This is a genomic window from Kitasatospora sp. NPDC057198 (genome assembly GCF_042670125.1).
GTDB lineage: Bacteria > Actinomycetota > Actinomycetes > Streptomycetales > Streptomycetaceae > Kitasatospora.
In genome coordinates this window covers 1-14,942 of record NZ_JBHUWH010000170.1, presented here as the reverse complement: position 1 = coordinate 14,942, position 14,942 = coordinate 1, and the positions used below count along the sequence as shown (strand labels likewise).

General features: G+C 69.9%; 16 protein-coding genes and 1 pseudogene. 12 read left to right on the top strand and 5 right to left on the bottom strand.

The features are described 5' to 3' along the window. The 3 genes from ACFUEL_RS19970 to ACFUEL_RS19960 all read right to left on the bottom strand — a co-directional run. A partial coding sequence (locus tag ACFUEL_RS19970) for an MAB_1171c family putative transporter (protein ID WP_380237707.1) occupies window positions 1-890 on the bottom strand: 890 nt, incomplete at its 3' end. Between the two features lie 5 nt (window positions 891-895). Continuing rightward, window positions 896-1,441 (bottom strand): hypothetical protein, encoded by a 546-nt coding sequence (locus ACFUEL_RS19965; protein WP_380237706.1) that lies wholly within the window; start codon window positions 1,439-1,441, stop codon window positions 896-898. A gap of 270 nt (window positions 1,442-1,711) precedes the next feature. After that, the gene (locus tag ACFUEL_RS19960; protein WP_380237705.1) at window positions 1,712-2,161 is read right to left on the bottom strand and encodes a hypothetical protein; all 450 of its coding nucleotides are present in this window, start codon (window positions 2,159-2,161) and stop codon (window positions 1,712-1,714) included. A gap of 398 nt (window positions 2,162-2,559) precedes the next feature. On the opposite strand from ACFUEL_RS19960, the gene ACFUEL_RS19955 reads away from it, so the two are divergent. The 11 genes and pseudogenes from ACFUEL_RS19955 to ACFUEL_RS19905 all read left to right on the top strand — a co-directional run bounded on the left by ACFUEL_RS19955 (window position 2,560) and on the right by ACFUEL_RS19905 (window position 11,499). Further along, window positions 2,560-2,889, top strand: coding sequence for a transcriptional regulator (locus tag ACFUEL_RS19955; RefSeq protein WP_380237704.1), 330 nt, complete (start codon window positions 2,560-2,562; stop codon window positions 2,887-2,889). Window position 2,890: 1 nt separating this feature from the next. Next, window positions 2,891-3,940: a hypothetical protein gene (locus ACFUEL_RS19950; RefSeq protein ID WP_380237703.1), complete on the top strand. Its 1,050-nt coding sequence runs from the start codon at window positions 2,891-2,893 to the stop codon at window positions 3,938-3,940. After that, a complete protein-coding gene (locus ACFUEL_RS19945) occupies window positions 3,940-4,647 on the top strand; it encodes an ATP-binding protein (RefSeq protein ID WP_380237702.1) in 708 nt (235 codons plus the stop codon). Before ACFUEL_RS19950 ends, ACFUEL_RS19945 begins: the two co-directional genes overlap by 1 nt. Window positions 4,648-4,758: 111 nt before the next feature. Next, complete coding sequence (locus ACFUEL_RS19940; protein WP_380237701.1) at window positions 4,759-5,328, top strand: WhiB family transcriptional regulator; 570 nt, start codon at window positions 4,759-4,761, stop codon at window positions 5,326-5,328. Continuing rightward, entirely contained in the window at window positions 5,325-6,284 is a 960-nt protein-coding gene (locus tag ACFUEL_RS19935; RefSeq protein ID WP_380237700.1) for a DUF2637 domain-containing protein, read from the top strand. Before ACFUEL_RS19940 ends, ACFUEL_RS19935 begins: the two co-directional genes overlap by 4 nt. 85 nt (window positions 6,285-6,369) lie before the next feature. After that, window positions 6,370-6,594: a hypothetical protein gene (locus ACFUEL_RS19930; RefSeq protein WP_380237699.1), complete on the top strand. Its 225-nt coding sequence runs from the start codon at window positions 6,370-6,372 to the stop codon at window positions 6,592-6,594. After that, a complete protein-coding gene (locus ACFUEL_RS19925; protein WP_380237698.1) occupies window positions 6,591-7,256 on the top strand; it encodes a MobC family plasmid mobilization relaxosome protein in 666 nt (221 codons plus the stop codon). The genes ACFUEL_RS19930 and ACFUEL_RS19925 overlap by 4 nt, the downstream gene beginning before the upstream one ends. Next, window positions 7,256-9,016: a relaxase/mobilization nuclease domain-containing protein gene (locus ACFUEL_RS19920; RefSeq protein ID WP_380237697.1), complete on the top strand. Its 1,761-nt coding sequence runs from the start codon at window positions 7,256-7,258 to the stop codon at window positions 9,014-9,016. The genes ACFUEL_RS19925 and ACFUEL_RS19920 overlap by 1 nt, the downstream gene beginning before the upstream one ends. 79 nt (window positions 9,017-9,095) lie before the next feature. Further along, a complete protein-coding gene (locus ACFUEL_RS19915) occupies window positions 9,096-9,488 on the top strand; it encodes a hypothetical protein (RefSeq protein ID WP_380237696.1) in 393 nt (130 codons plus the stop codon). Window positions 9,489-9,714: 226 nt separating this feature from the next. Beyond that, window positions 9,715-10,818, top strand: a pseudogene (locus ACFUEL_RS19910) (IS701 family transposase); the annotation flags it as partial. After that, on the top strand, window positions 10,792-11,499 hold the full coding sequence (locus ACFUEL_RS19905; protein ID WP_380237708.1) for a transposase: 708 nt from the start codon (window positions 10,792-10,794) through the stop codon (window positions 11,497-11,499). The pseudogene ACFUEL_RS19910 and the gene ACFUEL_RS19905, both read left to right, overlap by 27 nt. A 323-nt stretch (window positions 11,500-11,822) precedes the next feature. Here the strand turns inward: ACFUEL_RS19905 and ACFUEL_RS19900 are convergent, their stop codons facing one another. Beyond that, a complete protein-coding gene (locus tag ACFUEL_RS19900) occupies window positions 11,823-13,049 on the bottom strand; it encodes an IS701 family transposase (protein ID WP_380237695.1) in 1,227 nt (408 codons plus the stop codon). Between the two features lie 757 nt (window positions 13,050-13,806). Continuing rightward, complete coding sequence (locus tag ACFUEL_RS19895; RefSeq protein ID WP_380237694.1) at window positions 13,807-14,145, bottom strand: hypothetical protein; 339 nt, start codon at window positions 14,143-14,145, stop codon at window positions 13,807-13,809. A gap of 425 nt (window positions 14,146-14,570) precedes the next feature. Here ACFUEL_RS19895 and ACFUEL_RS19890 point away from each other — a divergent pair, with 425 nt between their 5' ends. Beyond that, window positions 14,571-14,735, top strand: a complete 165-nt coding sequence (locus ACFUEL_RS19890) for a hypothetical protein (RefSeq protein ID WP_380237692.1) — start codon at window positions 14,571-14,573, stop codon at window positions 14,733-14,735. The last annotated feature ends 207 nt before the right edge of the window (window positions 14,736-14,942 follow it).

The following is a 14,942-nucleotide window of genomic DNA, read 5'->3' as shown; positions in this document are numbered from 1 at the left end:
CGGATCTCGATCGTCCGCCGGTAGAGCCGGTCGCGGACGCCACGCGGGTCGAGCGCGTCCGCGACCGGATGCCGGGCCGTGCCGTAGCGGATCTGCGGGACGGCGTCGCTCAAGTGCGCCCAGAGCGGGTACAGCCGCACGAGGCGGTAGTGCTGCCGGGCCGCCCGGACGGTCACCGGGACCATCGGCATGGTGCTGCCCGCGGAGATCAGCAGCAGCGGGACGAGCGCCAGGAGGCGGTTCAGCAACTGCTCCGTACCGGTCGACAGCGGGTGGAGGCCGAGACGGCCGACCACGAGCATCGAGGCGCGGTGGACGGTGTACGCGATGCCGATACCGGCACCCAGGCAGATCAGCCGCAGTCCGCGGCGAAGCGAGTCCGGACCGGGGCGGCGCGACCACTGCCGGGAGAGCCGGGAGGCCGTGAACATCGCCCAGCCGAAGTACGTGGTCCACAGCAGGGTGTAGGCCAGGAGCCACGGATCTTCGGGGTAGGCCGTCAGCGGATCGATCGCCTCCCGCGGGCGATCGGCCCCGAAGAACAGGACGACCATGGCGGCGAGGGTGACCAGGGGCACCACGGTGCCGGGGCGAAGCCGCTGTCGGGGGACCGGGGGAGCGGAGCTGGCGGTTGCACGCGAGAGGAAGACGAGGACGCAGGCGGCAGCCGAGACCGCCGAAGCATGCTTGAGCAGCGCCGCGAAGCTGTGCACCCCGATTGCTCCGTCGAGCCACAGGATCGCCGGGTCGTTGGCGAAGCACATTTCCACGGCCAGGACGAAGAAGGCCACCCAGAGGACCTGCTTCTCCTTGTGCCGGAATGCTCCGGGGGCCCTCCACGCCGTTATCGCCCACAGAATTACACAGACGCTCAGATTGATGACGCGCATACCGATTACTCGATCAGGGCGGACAGGAGATGACTTGCGAGCGGATCGACCGGTCTGCCAGCGGTTTCCTCGGCTTGACGAATCCGCCGTGCGAGCAAGCCGGCCAGCCCTTCGGCCGCCTGCTCGTCCTCGTGCGTATAACTGGTCCGGCCGAGAAGGCTGACGATCCGGTTCATCGGAAAGCCGGCCCACTCCTCGACGCTCAGTATCTCGCCGACACTGCGCCGCGGTCCGCCCTGCATGGGCGGGTGGGCGTGGGGCTCGGTCGGGAGACATGAGTGGCCCAGCAGCATGTGGCACAACTCGTGAAGGATGATGTGGTCGCGGTGCAGCGCACTGGTCGCGCTCTCCACGAAGATGTGATCGGAATTCTCCAGGGCGATCCAAGCCCCGCAGGGAGCGGAGTTCGCCGCGCCCTCGTGCTCAATGGCATGGATGTGTATCCGGCGGCCGCGCTGCTCCGCAATGCTGTCGCACAACTTCTCAATGGTGAACGGGGAAGGGATTTCCAGACTTTCCGCGACGGCGGATTGATCGTCGTACTCGCCCACCTGGCTTCTCCTGCGCCAGCTTCGCATGACCCTTGTCCGTTCCAGTGATTCTCCTGCGCCCCGAGGGGGATCAAATCATATTGCGCACGAACGGCCTGTACTGCTGTCGAGGCCCGTAGGGCGTACCCGTTCGTTGCGGAGCGTAATCCCGCGCTCGCCGCGAGGCGGGATTCCCGGAGGATTCGTCATGTGCGAACTACGCTCGGTAGTGCAGGGCGTTATTGGAAATTTATCTGAGCACCATTTAGATGATCACTGGCGGTGTCGGAATCAATCGGTCGAACCGGCGTCCAGGCCCTCTGCGGCCCTGGCGATCTCGATCATGCGGGCGATGGTCGACAGGCTCTCGGTCGAGAGTCCGGACGCTCGGAAGGCGAGGTTGGCCGCAGGGCCTTCCTTGAGCATCCTCTCCATGTCCTCGGGCGCGGCCGGCGCGGCCGAGGCGGCCGCCTCCTCGGGCTCGTCGTCCCCCAGGAGGTAGCTGGGGCGTACGCCGAAGCCGCCCTTGGCGAGGGCCCAGAGGGTGTTGGCCGTCGGGTTCGTCTTCCCGCCGACGCGGAGCTTCTGGATCAGGCTCGCGCTGACCGCGGTCCCGCCATTGGCCTCCGCCCATGCGGCCGTCCGGTCCGCGATCTCCTTGTTGGTGAACTCGCGACCCTCGCTCGGGTGTCGGTGGGTCGCGAAGAGGTCGTTGAGTCTCGACTGGACGGTGGCGGCCATGGGGTGCTCCATCGGTGTGCGGCGATGGGACGCACTATAGTCCGCCGATCCTCGCCTCGGTGACCACCCTGCGGACTCTAGTCTCCCGATCTTGCGGACTTTAGTGTACGTTGATCGCGATTGCGACGCACCAAAGTCCGTCGCTGCTGCTCAGGCGATCAAACGGGGTGGATGTGTGACCCCTGCTCGCCCTATGGTCCTGGTCCCACCGTGCACGGCGGAGGGCGGGCCGGAAGGGCTGCTGCCTGCATCGGCCGGAAATGGGGCCGGCGCCCCGGAGCTACCAACTCCTGGACGCCGGACGGCACCCCGAAGGGGGCCGGTTCACTGCCACGCGCTCGGCGGGACTTCCTTGCACGAGAGACCGCCGCGCGCTCCTACGAGCAACGGAGTATCGCATGCGCGTACCCACGATGGAAGCCGAGACCTCGGCGCCGCCCACCTCGGCTCGGCACCTCCGGCTGGCCGAGTGCCTGGCCGACCCGTTGCCCGGTGCCGCCGCGGTCCAGGTCGGGCTCGTCAGTCCGCGCCGCCAGTGCCCCCACCCCTGGGCGGTGGCGGTCGACGCAGGCGGGAGGCAGATGCCCCTCGGTCGGACCACCTCCCAGGTCGTCGCCCGCTGGGTGGTCCGCACCTGGCCCGACGTGGACTGGACAGGTCTCCACACCCTCGATCTCGCCACCGGACGGCTCACCGTCGGCGTGGGCACCGCCGCTCGGGGCCGCTGACATGGCGCGCATTCGATCGGTCAAGCCCGAGACCTGGGTGAGCGAGACGCTCGCCGAGGTCTCCATCCCCGCGATGGTCACCTTCCTCGGTATGACCAACCACGCCGACGACCACGGCCGCCACCGTGACAACGCCGCGATCGTCTACGGCCTGGTGTGGCCGATGCGCGAGGAGATCACCCGCGCCGACGTCGAGGACCACCTGAAGCAGCTCGCCGCCGCCGGAGCCGTCTGCCGCTACACCGGCTGCGACGGCCGGAAGTACTTCCACTACCCGACCTGGCGCAACCACCAGAAGATCGACAAGCCGTCGCTGTCCAGGCTGCCGGCCTGCCCGCACTGCGAGCCGGAGCGGTGCGGCGTCTGCAAGGGCCCGTGCATCCAGCGTGCCACCCTCGCCCAAGCGTCGACCTCCGCATCCGAGACCGCCCCGATCGCTCCCCGACTGTTCGACGAACCCTCGGCGAACGTTCCCTCCCACCTCGCCCCCCTTTCCGGTCCCGTCGCGAAGCCGTCCCCGCAGGGCGGCACCGGCAGCGGCACGGCCACTGCCCCGGTGGTCGACGAGAATCGCACGGCCGTCCCCGCCGCTGGAAAAAGCACAGGTCAGGCGGCATTCGCCGAAGCCTCCCCGAAGGCTCGGCGAAGCGTCCGGGAGCCCTCGACGCCTGGATCTAGGATCTTGGATCCTGGATCTTCTTTCCCTACGGGGCGGCAAGCGCCCGAGCCGGAGGTCGTCTCGGCGGGCCGGCTCGTCGGCGAGTACGTCGCCGCGTGCGACCGGCGTCCGCCGAACGGCGTGCTCGGCCACCTCGGCAAGACCGTCAAGGGCCTGCTGGCCGAGGGCATCGACCCCGAGCACGTCCGCGCCGGGCTGCGGCGCTTCGCCGAGATCCAGGGCCACCCCTCCCGGCTGCCGAGCCTGGTCAACGACGCCATGAACGCACGCACCGCCGGTTTGGCCCGGCCGGGATCGCGCTCTAACCTGCCCGCTCACCAGGCGTGGACCAACCCGGTCGACGCCGCCACCGCCTACGCCGAGGAGCTGTGATGCGCCACCACCGCGACCCGCGGACCCTCGCCGACGGGCCCTCCGCCCTGGACCGGATGGCCCGGATCCTCGCCGCCCGGGGCATCGACCGCGCCCGAGTCGACGCCCTCCCCGACGAGCCGGAGCCGTTCTCGCCGGAGGCCGCGCTGTCCGCCGGGATGCCGCCCCGCTACCGCGACGCCGTCGCCGACCACCCGCTGGTCCTGGCCTGGACCCGGCAGGTCGCCGCCCAGGCCACCGCCCCCAGCACCGGGGCGCGCCGCCAAGTCGCCATCGGTCCCAGCCTGCTGATGGCCGGGGTGACCGGCGCGGGCAAGACCCACCAGGCGTACGGCGCCATCCGCGTCCTGGTGCGAGCCGGCCTCGGCGTGCGCTGGCGCGCCACCACCGCCGCCGACCTCTACGCCGAACTCCGCCCTAACTCCGACACCGACGCCGAGCACGTGCTCGCCGCCTACAGCCGGGTACCGCTGCTGATCCTCGACGACCTCGGCGCCGCCAAGACCAGCGAGTTCGTCGAAGAACAGACCTACCGGCTCATCAACCGCCGGTACAACGCGATGCTCCCGACCCTGATCACGACGAACCTGCAGATCAGGGACCTCAAGGCGTACCTCGGCGACCGCGTCACCTCCCGCCTCGCCGAGATGACCACCCGGGTCGAGTTCGAACCGGTCGACCGCAGACGCCTCCAGCGCGCCGCCTGAACGACCGCCGCCCGGCCGCGCCCCCGAGCGCGCCGCCTCGCCCTTCACCGACCCAGCGCACCTCTCCGCCGACGCCGCCCCGCGCGCGGAGAGCGATCGGAGCACCCCCGCATGAGCACCACCACGGCCAACGCCGAGCGCTACCGCTCGCTCGGCGACCACACCTGGCAGGTCCAGGCCGTCTGCCACCCCAGCGAGTACAACCCCGTCGACCCCGACGTGTTCTTCCCCGGGCCTGACGAGATCGACAAGATCTCCACCGCGCTGTCGCTGTGCGCCCAGTGCCCCGTTCGCCTGGCCTGCCTCGACGCCGCCCTCGAAGGCGGCGAGACGGACGGCATCCGGGGCGGCTACACCGAGGAGGAGCGCGCACCCCTGCACAAGGAGATCGCCAAGCGCCTCGACTACGGCCGGGTCAACGCCGCCCTCGCCGGACGCGACATCCACCTCACCACCGCCGAGCGCCACGCCGTCGTCCTCGCCGGATACCGCCACGGCGTCAGTACCGAACGGATCGCCAACCTGCTCAAGATCACCGAGGACCACGCCCAGAAGCTCTACCGCAAGACCCGCCGCGCCATCCGCAACCGCGAACTCCAGCAGGACGCCCGCACCACCGCGCACACAGCCGACACCGGCACCGGCCGCCTGACCTCGGACGACTTCGGGACGGCCGCATGAGCACCACCACCCCGACCACCACCGCCACCGTGCACGTCACCGGCTGGGACCGCACCGCCGTCATCGCCCTCGGCGCCACCGGCTTCGCCCTCTCCTACGACTCCCTCCAGCAGATGGCCGAAGCCGTCCACGTTCGCGGCCTCCTCACCTACCTCTTCCCGCTCATCGTCGACGGCTTCATCGCCTACAGCATCCGAGCCCTGCTCGTGATGCGCGACGCCCCGCTGCGCGCCCGCGCCTACGTGTGGCTGCTCTTCGGCGCGGCCACCGGCACGAGCCTGTGGGCCAACGCCCTGCACGCGGTCAGGATGAACGAGCAGAGCACCGCCACCGGACTGCGGCTGACCGACACGGTGGTCGCGGTGCTCTCCACCATTGCCCCACTCGCCTCGGCCGGCGCCGTCCACCTGTACATCCTGCTCGCCCGCGGACCGGCCAACCCGGTTGACCGGGACGGCCAGAGCGACCGAAGCGACCAGCTGACCGGACCGGCCGAAGACCCGGGAACCACCGGCGACCTCGAATCCGGCCAGCAGAGCGCCCTGCCGGTCAGTGACCGACCGGCCGAGGTCGTCCCGGTGACCGCCCCACCGGTCAGCCCGGTCACCGCGCTGCCGGTGGCGGTGGCCGGGGCCGCTGACCTGGGCGGTCAGCCGGTCAGCGCCCTGCCGGTCAGTGACCGGGCGGTCGAGGTCGTCCCGGTGACCGCTCCGCCGGTCAGCCCGGTCACCTCCCGGCCGGTCACTGACCGGGCGGCTGACCGGGACACCGAGGAACTGCTGGAGATCGCCAAGCAGGCGGTCGCAGAAGCGGACAACAAGCTGACCCGCGCCGTGGTCGCCACCGCGATCCGAGGGCAGCAGATCCCGCTGTCCAGCGACACCCTGACCCAGCTGATGGCCCAGCTCCGCGAACAGCAGTGCAAGAACCAGCTCGCCGACGCCGACCGGAGCTGACCGACACCGACCGGCCGGGCTGACCGAGGAGGTCACCCCGGCCGGTCACCCACCCGCCACCGCACCACCGAAGTGGAGCACCGTCATGCGCACTACCCCCGCCACCTGGACCGAGGCGGACGCCTGGCTGACCGTCCTGCAGCAGCACGGTCACCTCCACCGCGTCCAGGACGGCACCGACGGCACCCGGACCGTCCAACGGGGCCGGCACTCCCGGCCCTGGACCCTCCACCACCCGGTCCTGGCCCTCGACTGGATCGAGGACCTCGTCCGCGACGTCGAGCAGCGCGACACGGAGATGCGCCGATGACCGGCACCGCTCCGAAGACCACACCACCGCGAGCGGACGCTGACCCCAACCGGGCTCCTGGCGGAGCAAGTTGTCGCCTACGACGGTCCTACGGCCCGTCGTACGCACTTGCCCCCGCCGAGGACGGCGGGGGAAGTCTGGCTGGTTCCCGAGCGAGGGCGCTCGGGGACCAGCCAGACGAGCAGTACCAGGGGGCGCCGCTCGAAGGAGAAGCCCCCGACCAGCCCACCGTCCGCGACCAGCAGCAGCCGAGCGCCCCGCCGTTTCCCGAGCGCAAGCCCCGCCGCCGCAGCCGCGAGCCCCGCGAGCGCACCCACAAGACGACCACCCGCCTCTCCGACAGCGAGAAAGCCGAGATCACCGCCGCCGCCGCGCAGCGCGCCGTCACCGTCGCCCGCTTCCTCGCCGCCGCCGCCCTCGCCGTCGCCCGCGGCTCGACCACCGTCCACAGCAACGACCAGTTCGACGCCGCCATCGACGAACTGGCCGCCCTGCGCACCGCTCTCGCCCGGATCGGCAACAACATCAACCAGATCGCACACCACATCAACGCGGGCGGACAGCTCCGCAGCGGCGAACTCGCCTACGCGACAACCGCCTTGGTCCGGACCCTCGCCCGCCTCGACGACGCGGCCGACGCCCTGGTGAAGAAGCGGCTCTGATGATCCCCAAGATCCGACGCGGCTCCCGCACCCACGGCCTGCTCGCCTACCTCTACGGCCCCGGAAAGCGCGACGAGCACACCGACCCCCACCTGGTCGGGAGTTGGGACGGCTTCGCCCCAGACCCCGGCCGGGACACCGGCGCGGACGCAGACCCGAAGGCCACCATGACCCGACTCGCGGCAGCCCTGGACCTGAGGGTCAAGCAGGCCGGCACAGCCGCCCCGGCCCAGCACGTCTGGCACTGCTCGGTACGCACCGACCCCGGCGACCGCACCCTGAGCGACGAGGAGTGGAACACCGTCGCCCGCCGCCTGGTCCACGCCGTCAACCTCGCCCCCGAAGGCGACCCGGACGGCTGCCGGTGGGTCGCCGTCCGCCACGCCGACGACCACATCCACATCCTGGCCACCATGGTCCGAGGCGACCTCCGCCGACCCCGGATGAACTACGACTTCAAGAAGGCCCAGGCCGAATGCCGCCGCATCGAGAAGGAGATGGGCCTGCGCCAGCTCAAGCCCGGCGACGGCACCGCCGCCACCAACCCCACCAGCGCCGAACGCTTCAAGGCCGAGCGCACCGGCCGCACCGAGACCCCGCGCGAGAGCCTGCGCGAAGTCGTCCGCCAGGCTGTTGCCGGAGCCGCCGACGAGGCCGAGTTCTTCACCCGGCTGCGCGAGGCTGGCCTGCGGGTGAAGCTCCGCCACGCCCCCTCCGGCGACGTCCTCGGCTACAACGTCGCCCTGCCCGGCGACCGCAACGCCAGCAAGGAGCCCGTCTGGTTCGCCGGATCCACTCTTGCCCCCGACCTCTCCCTGCCGCAGATCCGCCGCCGCCTGACCGACAGCCCCGCCAAAACCGCCACGCCCCGACCCGACACGTCCCGCACCGACCGGTCCGCGTCCGCCCGCATCCGCCGGGAAGCTGCCGGCACCGCCGAGCGCGCCACCGCGGTCCTCGACGAAGACGGCGACGAAGCCGCCGCCCAGCTCGTCGGCGCCGGCGAACTCCTCGACGCACTCGCCCAGACCGCCCCGGCCGCCACCCGCGCCGAACTACGTGACGCCGCAAGGGCCTTCGAGCGCGCCACCCGCTCCCACGTCCGCGCCGAGAACGCAGACATCCGCGCCCTGCGCTCGGCCGCCCGCGGAATAGTCCACGCCGGAACGGCGCTTGGACGAGGAGAGGACGGCGGAGCCACCGCGATGGTCCTGTCCACCCTCGTCCTGCTCACCCTGGCCGCCGCCCGCTGGCACTCCGCCCGCGGCCACGCCCAGCAGGCAGCAGCCTCCCGCCAAGCCGCCGAACACCTGCGTGCCGCCTACCGCCAGAGCGCCGCAACCCCGCTGCGGGCGATGCGCGAGAAGGCCCAGGTACTGCCCGAACCCGAACGCCGCCGCCACGAAGCCACCATCCGGGCCACCCTCGGCGAACCGGCCACCCGCACCGGTGCCACCGAGCGGTTCGACGCCCTGGCCGCCACCCTCGCCGAAGCCGAGAAGGCCGGCCACGACCCCCAGGCCCTCCTCGAAGAAGCCGTCGACCGCCGCGAGCTGGAGACCGCCCGCGACATGGACACCGTGCTGGTCTGGCGCATTCGCCGCCTCGCCGACCTGCCCGCCCTCCCCAACGGCTCCGCCAAGCCGAAGGCCGGCACCAATTCGACCAAGAAGGCACCCGGCCGCCCGGTCGCCCGCACCGCAACTCCAACACCTACCCGACCGACCACCGACCCCCACCGCCCGGCCCCTCGGCGCTGACCGGTGCCCGAAACCCCTCGACACCCATTCCCACCAGGTGTTACGCAAGAACCCGCACCGCCCGAACGGAGAGCAGCCCGTGTCCAGAACCACCGAAGAGACCACCGCTCCGGCCGCGCCCGCCGCGCAGCCGACTGCCGGCGACCCGCTGCTGCGGCTGGAGCACGAGACGGCCCCGCCCAGCGGACCGGAAACCACCCGCGGTCTGCAGTGCCCCCGCCCAATGGACCTGCGCGGCATGCCGGTCTACTGCACCAAGTGCCGGGCCCAGCGCGACTGGCTGCTGACCAACTACCGCCAGCACGTGTGGATCCACTGCCGCTGTGGGCACAAGTGGCTGGAGCCCGAGATCACCCGCGCCGACTTCGCCGCCATGATCACCGACCCGAATTGGACGCACTACCCGACCGTCCGCGAAGGCGAGATCGCCCTCGGATTCGACGGCTCCTTCGCCGGGATCTACCTGGAGTAACGCGCGGAATTGCATCCGGTGCAGCATCTCGCGTGTGCTGCCCATGGTCCTGAGCTGGAGCTCCCGGGGAACGGGTTGAGACGGGTTCCCCGGCTGGCCCCTCGGACGGGGAGGCCGTTCGCGATGCAACGATGTTGCACCGGATGCAACACGGATATGCCGAACCGGTCTAGTACTGTAACGGTGCTTATTGTGACGGTTGTTGGGTTCGTTCGTTGGGCTGTTCATGGGTGGGGACATATCCGAGGTCGATGCTCGTCGCTGGTCGGACGGGCTGGCCGGCCTGCATGAGCGGTTTGCTCACCGGTTCGCGCGGAGCGAGTCGCACGAGTCGGCACTGGCCTACATGAGTGGCCTGCCGGCGCCGTTGGAGCGCAAGAACGGTTGGACGGTGGCGGAGGAGGCCGGTCACGGCGGGCCGGACCGGATCCAGCGGCTGCTGAACCGGATCGACTGGGACGCCGACGGGGTGCTCGACGACGTGCACGGGCATGTGGTCGAGCACCTGGCGGACCCGGGCGGCGTGCTGATCGTGAACGACACCGGGTTCCTGAAGAAGGGCGTGCGGTCGGCCGGCGTCCAGCGGCAGTACTCCGGCACCGCCGGCCGGACCGGGAACTGCCGGGTCGGAGTCTTCCTCGCGTACTCGGGCAAGTTGGGCCGGACGTGGATCGACCGGGCGCTCTACCTGCCGAAGTCCTGGACGGACGACCGCGAGCGCTGCCGGGCGGCCGGGATCGGCGACGAGGTCGAGTTCGCCACCGCGGTCCAGCTCGCGCGGGCGATGGTCCGCCGTGCGATCGACGACCGGATCCCGTTCCGCTGGGTGACCGCGGACGCGGGCTACGGCTGCGACAAGGGCCGGCGGACCGAGTTGGAGCAGGCCGATATCTTCCACGTCGTGGCCACCACCCGGCACGACACCGTTGTTACGTGGCGGGCCCTGGACCACCGGCTGCACGACCTGATGGCCGACCTGCCCCGGCAGAAGTGGAAGCGCCGATCCTGCGGCGAAGGCGCCCACGGCCTGCGGATCTACGACTGGGCGCGCGTGGAGGTCCGCCCCTGGCACCGCCCCGACCGCAGGCACTGGGTCCTGGCCCGCCGCAGCATCACCGATCCCACGAAGATCGCCTACTACATCGCCTACGCGCCCGCCGAGGCCACACTGAACGAGCTGATCGCCGTCGCGGGTGCCCGCTGGACGATCGAGGGGTGCTTCCAGACCGCGAAAGGCCAGTGCGGCCTCGACGACTACCAGGTCCGCTGCCACCCGGGGTGGTACCGGCACACCACCCTGGCCATGGCCGCCCACGCCTACCTGGCCGTCGAGCCCGAAACCGGCCTGTTCACCGCCGTCGCCCTCACCCCCGGCAGCGGAAGCGGGCACCATGAGGCAAACGTCGCCCTCGACCTGCTCGCCGACGAGGACGAGCCGGTCGACGCCTTCGGCGACACCGCCTACTCCACCGGCCCCACCCACCAGGAGCTACGGCAGGCAGGGCACCGGCTGTTCCTCAAGCCCGCTCCACTGAAGACCGCCGTTCCCGGCGGGTTCAGCCTCGACGACTTCGCCATCGACACGGTCGGCAGCACGGTGACCTGCCCGGCCGGACAAACCGTCCCCCTGTCCGAACCGTCCGGGCAGAAGATGCAGCGCAAAGCCCTGTTCACCGAGCAGTGCACCGGCTGCCCGCTGCGGGAGCGCTGCAGCACCGCCAGGGCCGGACGGTTCGTCACCATCCGCCCCCACCACGACCTGCTCGCAGCCTCCCGCCGCCAGGCCGCCACCGACCCCGACTGGCAGGCCGCCTACCGCCGCTGGCGGCCACCGGTCGAACGCGCCGTCGCCTGGCTCGTCACCCACGGCAACCGACGACTCCGACGCACCGGCACGATCAAGAACAACGCCTGGCTCCACACCCGCACAGCCGCCCTCAACCTACGAACCCTCATCAACCTCGGACTCGACCACAACGGCACCACCTGGCACATCTGGGCCACCGCCTGACGGCGATAGCCCAGACCACGCCAAGATCTTCATCAGTCTTCTAGTGCGAGAACCAGCTTGGGCCGACGAACTCGACGAGGCTGATCACAGCCAAGAGCGGGTCCTTACCCCAGCCCTTGAACCGCTGAAGGACGCCGGTCCTCTAGTACTCCAGTGAGAGTTCTTCGTTTTCCCTGGTCAGCGGCCCGGTGGCGGCGAGTGTAGCCGGGCTGCGCCGGGGGTGGAGGGGTGTTCGCGGGGATGTTGCGCGAACGAGTGGCCCCGGCGCATGTAGTGGCAGTGCCGCGCGTGTGCTTGGTGACGGCGGCGCCATCTGGACCAGGTCAGGGTGTGCTCGCGGTCCGCAGGGCGGTGGCGGGGTCGAGCTGCCAGCAGACGGCGAATCTCGGCCGGTGTGAGGTCCACGAGGTCGGGCGTGTCGTCACCGCCGCCCCCTTTTCGCGCTCCTGGGCGGCCATGACGGCCAGGAACGCGTGGGCGAGCATCGCGAGGGTGATGTGCCGGTACCAGCCCACGTAGCGGCGGACCTCGTACTGGTCCAGGCCGCACTCGTTCTTCGCGCTCTGGAAGCACTCCTCGATTTTCCAGCGGCATCCGGCGACGCGGACCAGGTCCGCGACGGTGGCGTCCAGGGGCGCGTAGGCCAGGTAGTAGGCGATGTCGTCGGGCTTGGTGAGGCTGCGGCGGGCGAGCATCCAGCGTTGGCGGGTGGGCTGGTCGCCGTCGAATTCCCAGACAGCGGGCAGGCGTGCTGCGGCCCAGTCGTAGAGGCGCTCGCCCTTGGCCCCGGAGCCGGCGGACAGTCGCTGCCAAGCCTCGGACGGGGCTTGGGCGATGAGGAAGTCGATCCGCGGGCCGTGGACCTGCTGGGACTTGGGAACGGCCACCACGTAGGAGAGGCCGCCGTCTTCGAGGAACCGGCGGAAGTGCGAGTCCTGGCCGTAGGCCGAGTCCGCGGTGACCCACGCGATCGGCAGCGGCGAGGCCAGAGCTCGCTTGATCATCGACCGTGCGAACTCCAACCTGGTGGCGAAGCCGCGCTCGTCCGGGACGCGGGCGGCCTGGCAGCGCTGCCGGTCGTCGGTCCAGGACCTGGGCAGGTAGAGCTCACGGTCGACTAGGGCATGGCCCTTGGTCGAGGCGTAGGCGGCGAAGACGCCGATCTGGCAGTTCTCCGTGCGGCCGGCGGTGCCCGAGTACTGGCGCTGCACGCCGGCCGAGACCGTGCCCTTCTTCACGAAGCCCGTGTCGTCGATGATCAGGACACCGTCAGGGGTGCCGAGTTGCTCGCCGATGTAGGTCTGCAGGTCGTCGCGGACCTCGTCCGCGCTCCAGCAGGCGCGGGCGAGCAGGTGCTGCAGCCGATGTGGGGCCGGGTGTCCGGCGAACTCGGCCAACTGCCAGCTGTTCTTTCGCCCTACCGGGCCCAACAGCCCGCGCACGTAGTCCCGCATCCGCTTCCGCGGCTCCACCCGCGCGAAGCGAGCCCCGATCCGCAGGAAGAGTTCGGCCAGTTCCCGGTCCCACACATCCGCCAGATCGTCGCTCACACCGAGGAGCTGTCCGCGGCACTGCCACTACATGCGCCGGGGCCACTCGTTCGCGCGACATCCCCGCGAACACCCCTCCACCCCCGGCGCAGCCCGGCTACACTCGCCGCCACCGGGCCGCTGACCAGGGAAAACGAAGAACTCTCACTGGAGTACTAGATGAACTCGCCGTCGGAGTCGACGGCGTACCACCAAAGTAGGAAGCGGAGCTGTTCGTTCGTGAAGCGCCAGGGAACACGCTCTTCGTCGGTCGAGCCCTCGCCGTTCAGGTACTCAGCGCACCATCCCGCGATCTGCCAGCCGAGCGTGTGACGGGGGAGGAGCCAGGAGTCGGCGGTACTTCGCTGCCATGTGGGGCCGAGGCACGTCAGCTCCAGAGCGTCAATTTCTGCTGGTGTTATTGCGCGCACCTCCGAGGTTGGCTCGGCTCTGCTCGGAGAGGTGGCAACGCCGGCCCCCGCGTAACCTGAGTACATGGGAAAGGTTGTCTTACTTACGACAAATGATGTGCCGACCTGGCCGCCCGGGACGTTTCCGGCAAAGCTCTGCTTTTTCGCTTATACCGCGGAACACAGCGATGTGGGGAGTGCATTTAGCGAGCTCAAAAGCCAGGCGGAAGCGCGGGGGGCCGCAGTGGTGGTTGGCGTGCGCGTGGCTACTTGCTACGACGAGCGACACCACTGTGCCGCCTACACGGCCTACGGGACTGGTCTGATTACGAATGAACCAATCGAGTAAGCCGCAGGCATAGCGCGACCTACTTGCTGAGTCCCAACTCTTTCTTGTAGCTGGCGATGGCGAGAACCGCGGCCGACGCCGTCTCGGGAGCCGGCTCGTGCAGCTCGATGCGCACGCGGCGACGAGCAGCCGCTCGAAGGCCGAGTAGATCGTCTGGAGCATCTGGCCCGGACCTCTTGTTCGACTTCTTGTAGGCCGAGAGGTCTTCGCGCAGCGAGTAGGCGAAGGCCCAGTCGCTGTCCTGGTAGAAGTCGGACTGACCCGAGAACTTCAGCGCGTCCCAGAGGCGCCGGGCGATCGGATGCCAACTCCGGTCGGCGTTGGGGATCCTGACCGGACGCATCACGCCCTTGGTCACCGACTGAACGTCGCCACCCTTGCGCTCGCGGGGGCGAGCGAGGTCGGACTCGCGGTTGGGAATTGGTCCCGGCACTGCGCTCACCTCCTCGTTTGCTGGCATCGAATCAGGACGCCTATGCTGTGGGCCACTCCGGCCGCGACATACAGTCGGTAGAAGGGTGCGGGCGATCACGCCTGCACACGAGGAGCCGGAGGGGCCGCCCGCGACGCAGGGGGGCCTCTGATGATAATGAATTTTTAAACTCTACTTCGGCTTAGAACTCTCACTGGGTTCACCCTCACAATTCACTTTGAGGGTGCCTTCGGGCGCCAGAGTTTCTGTCCACGTCAGGCAGCTACTCAGTTGACCACGAAGCTGGTGGTCGAACTGAGACTGCCGTTTCCTCGGTTCGATCACCCGGAAAATCTGGAGAGACCGAACCGATGGACTTCGATGCCGTCACCCTTGCCCTGCTCGGGGTCTTTGGCCTGCTGGGCCTGCTCGTCATGCTCCTGATCGGCTTCCTCAAGCTGATCCCCGAGCTTGCGGAGATGTGCCGCACCGCCTGGCGCTCCATCAAGGGGAGCGGGGGAAGCCCGTCCTCCTAGCGCTCGACGGGACGCCCCGCCCCTCATCGTCAAGATCGGGACGGGGCGTCACTGGTCAGGCGGAGAGAACGTAGACGAAGCGGCCGAAGCTACCGACCGCGAAGCCGTAGGCCGACCGGAACGGCCGGTCGTTGTCGGTGAAGACGGGACTCAGAGGGCGTTTCGTTCCGTTGTTTAGTCCTGGATTGTCGGGCTGATGGTGGTTTA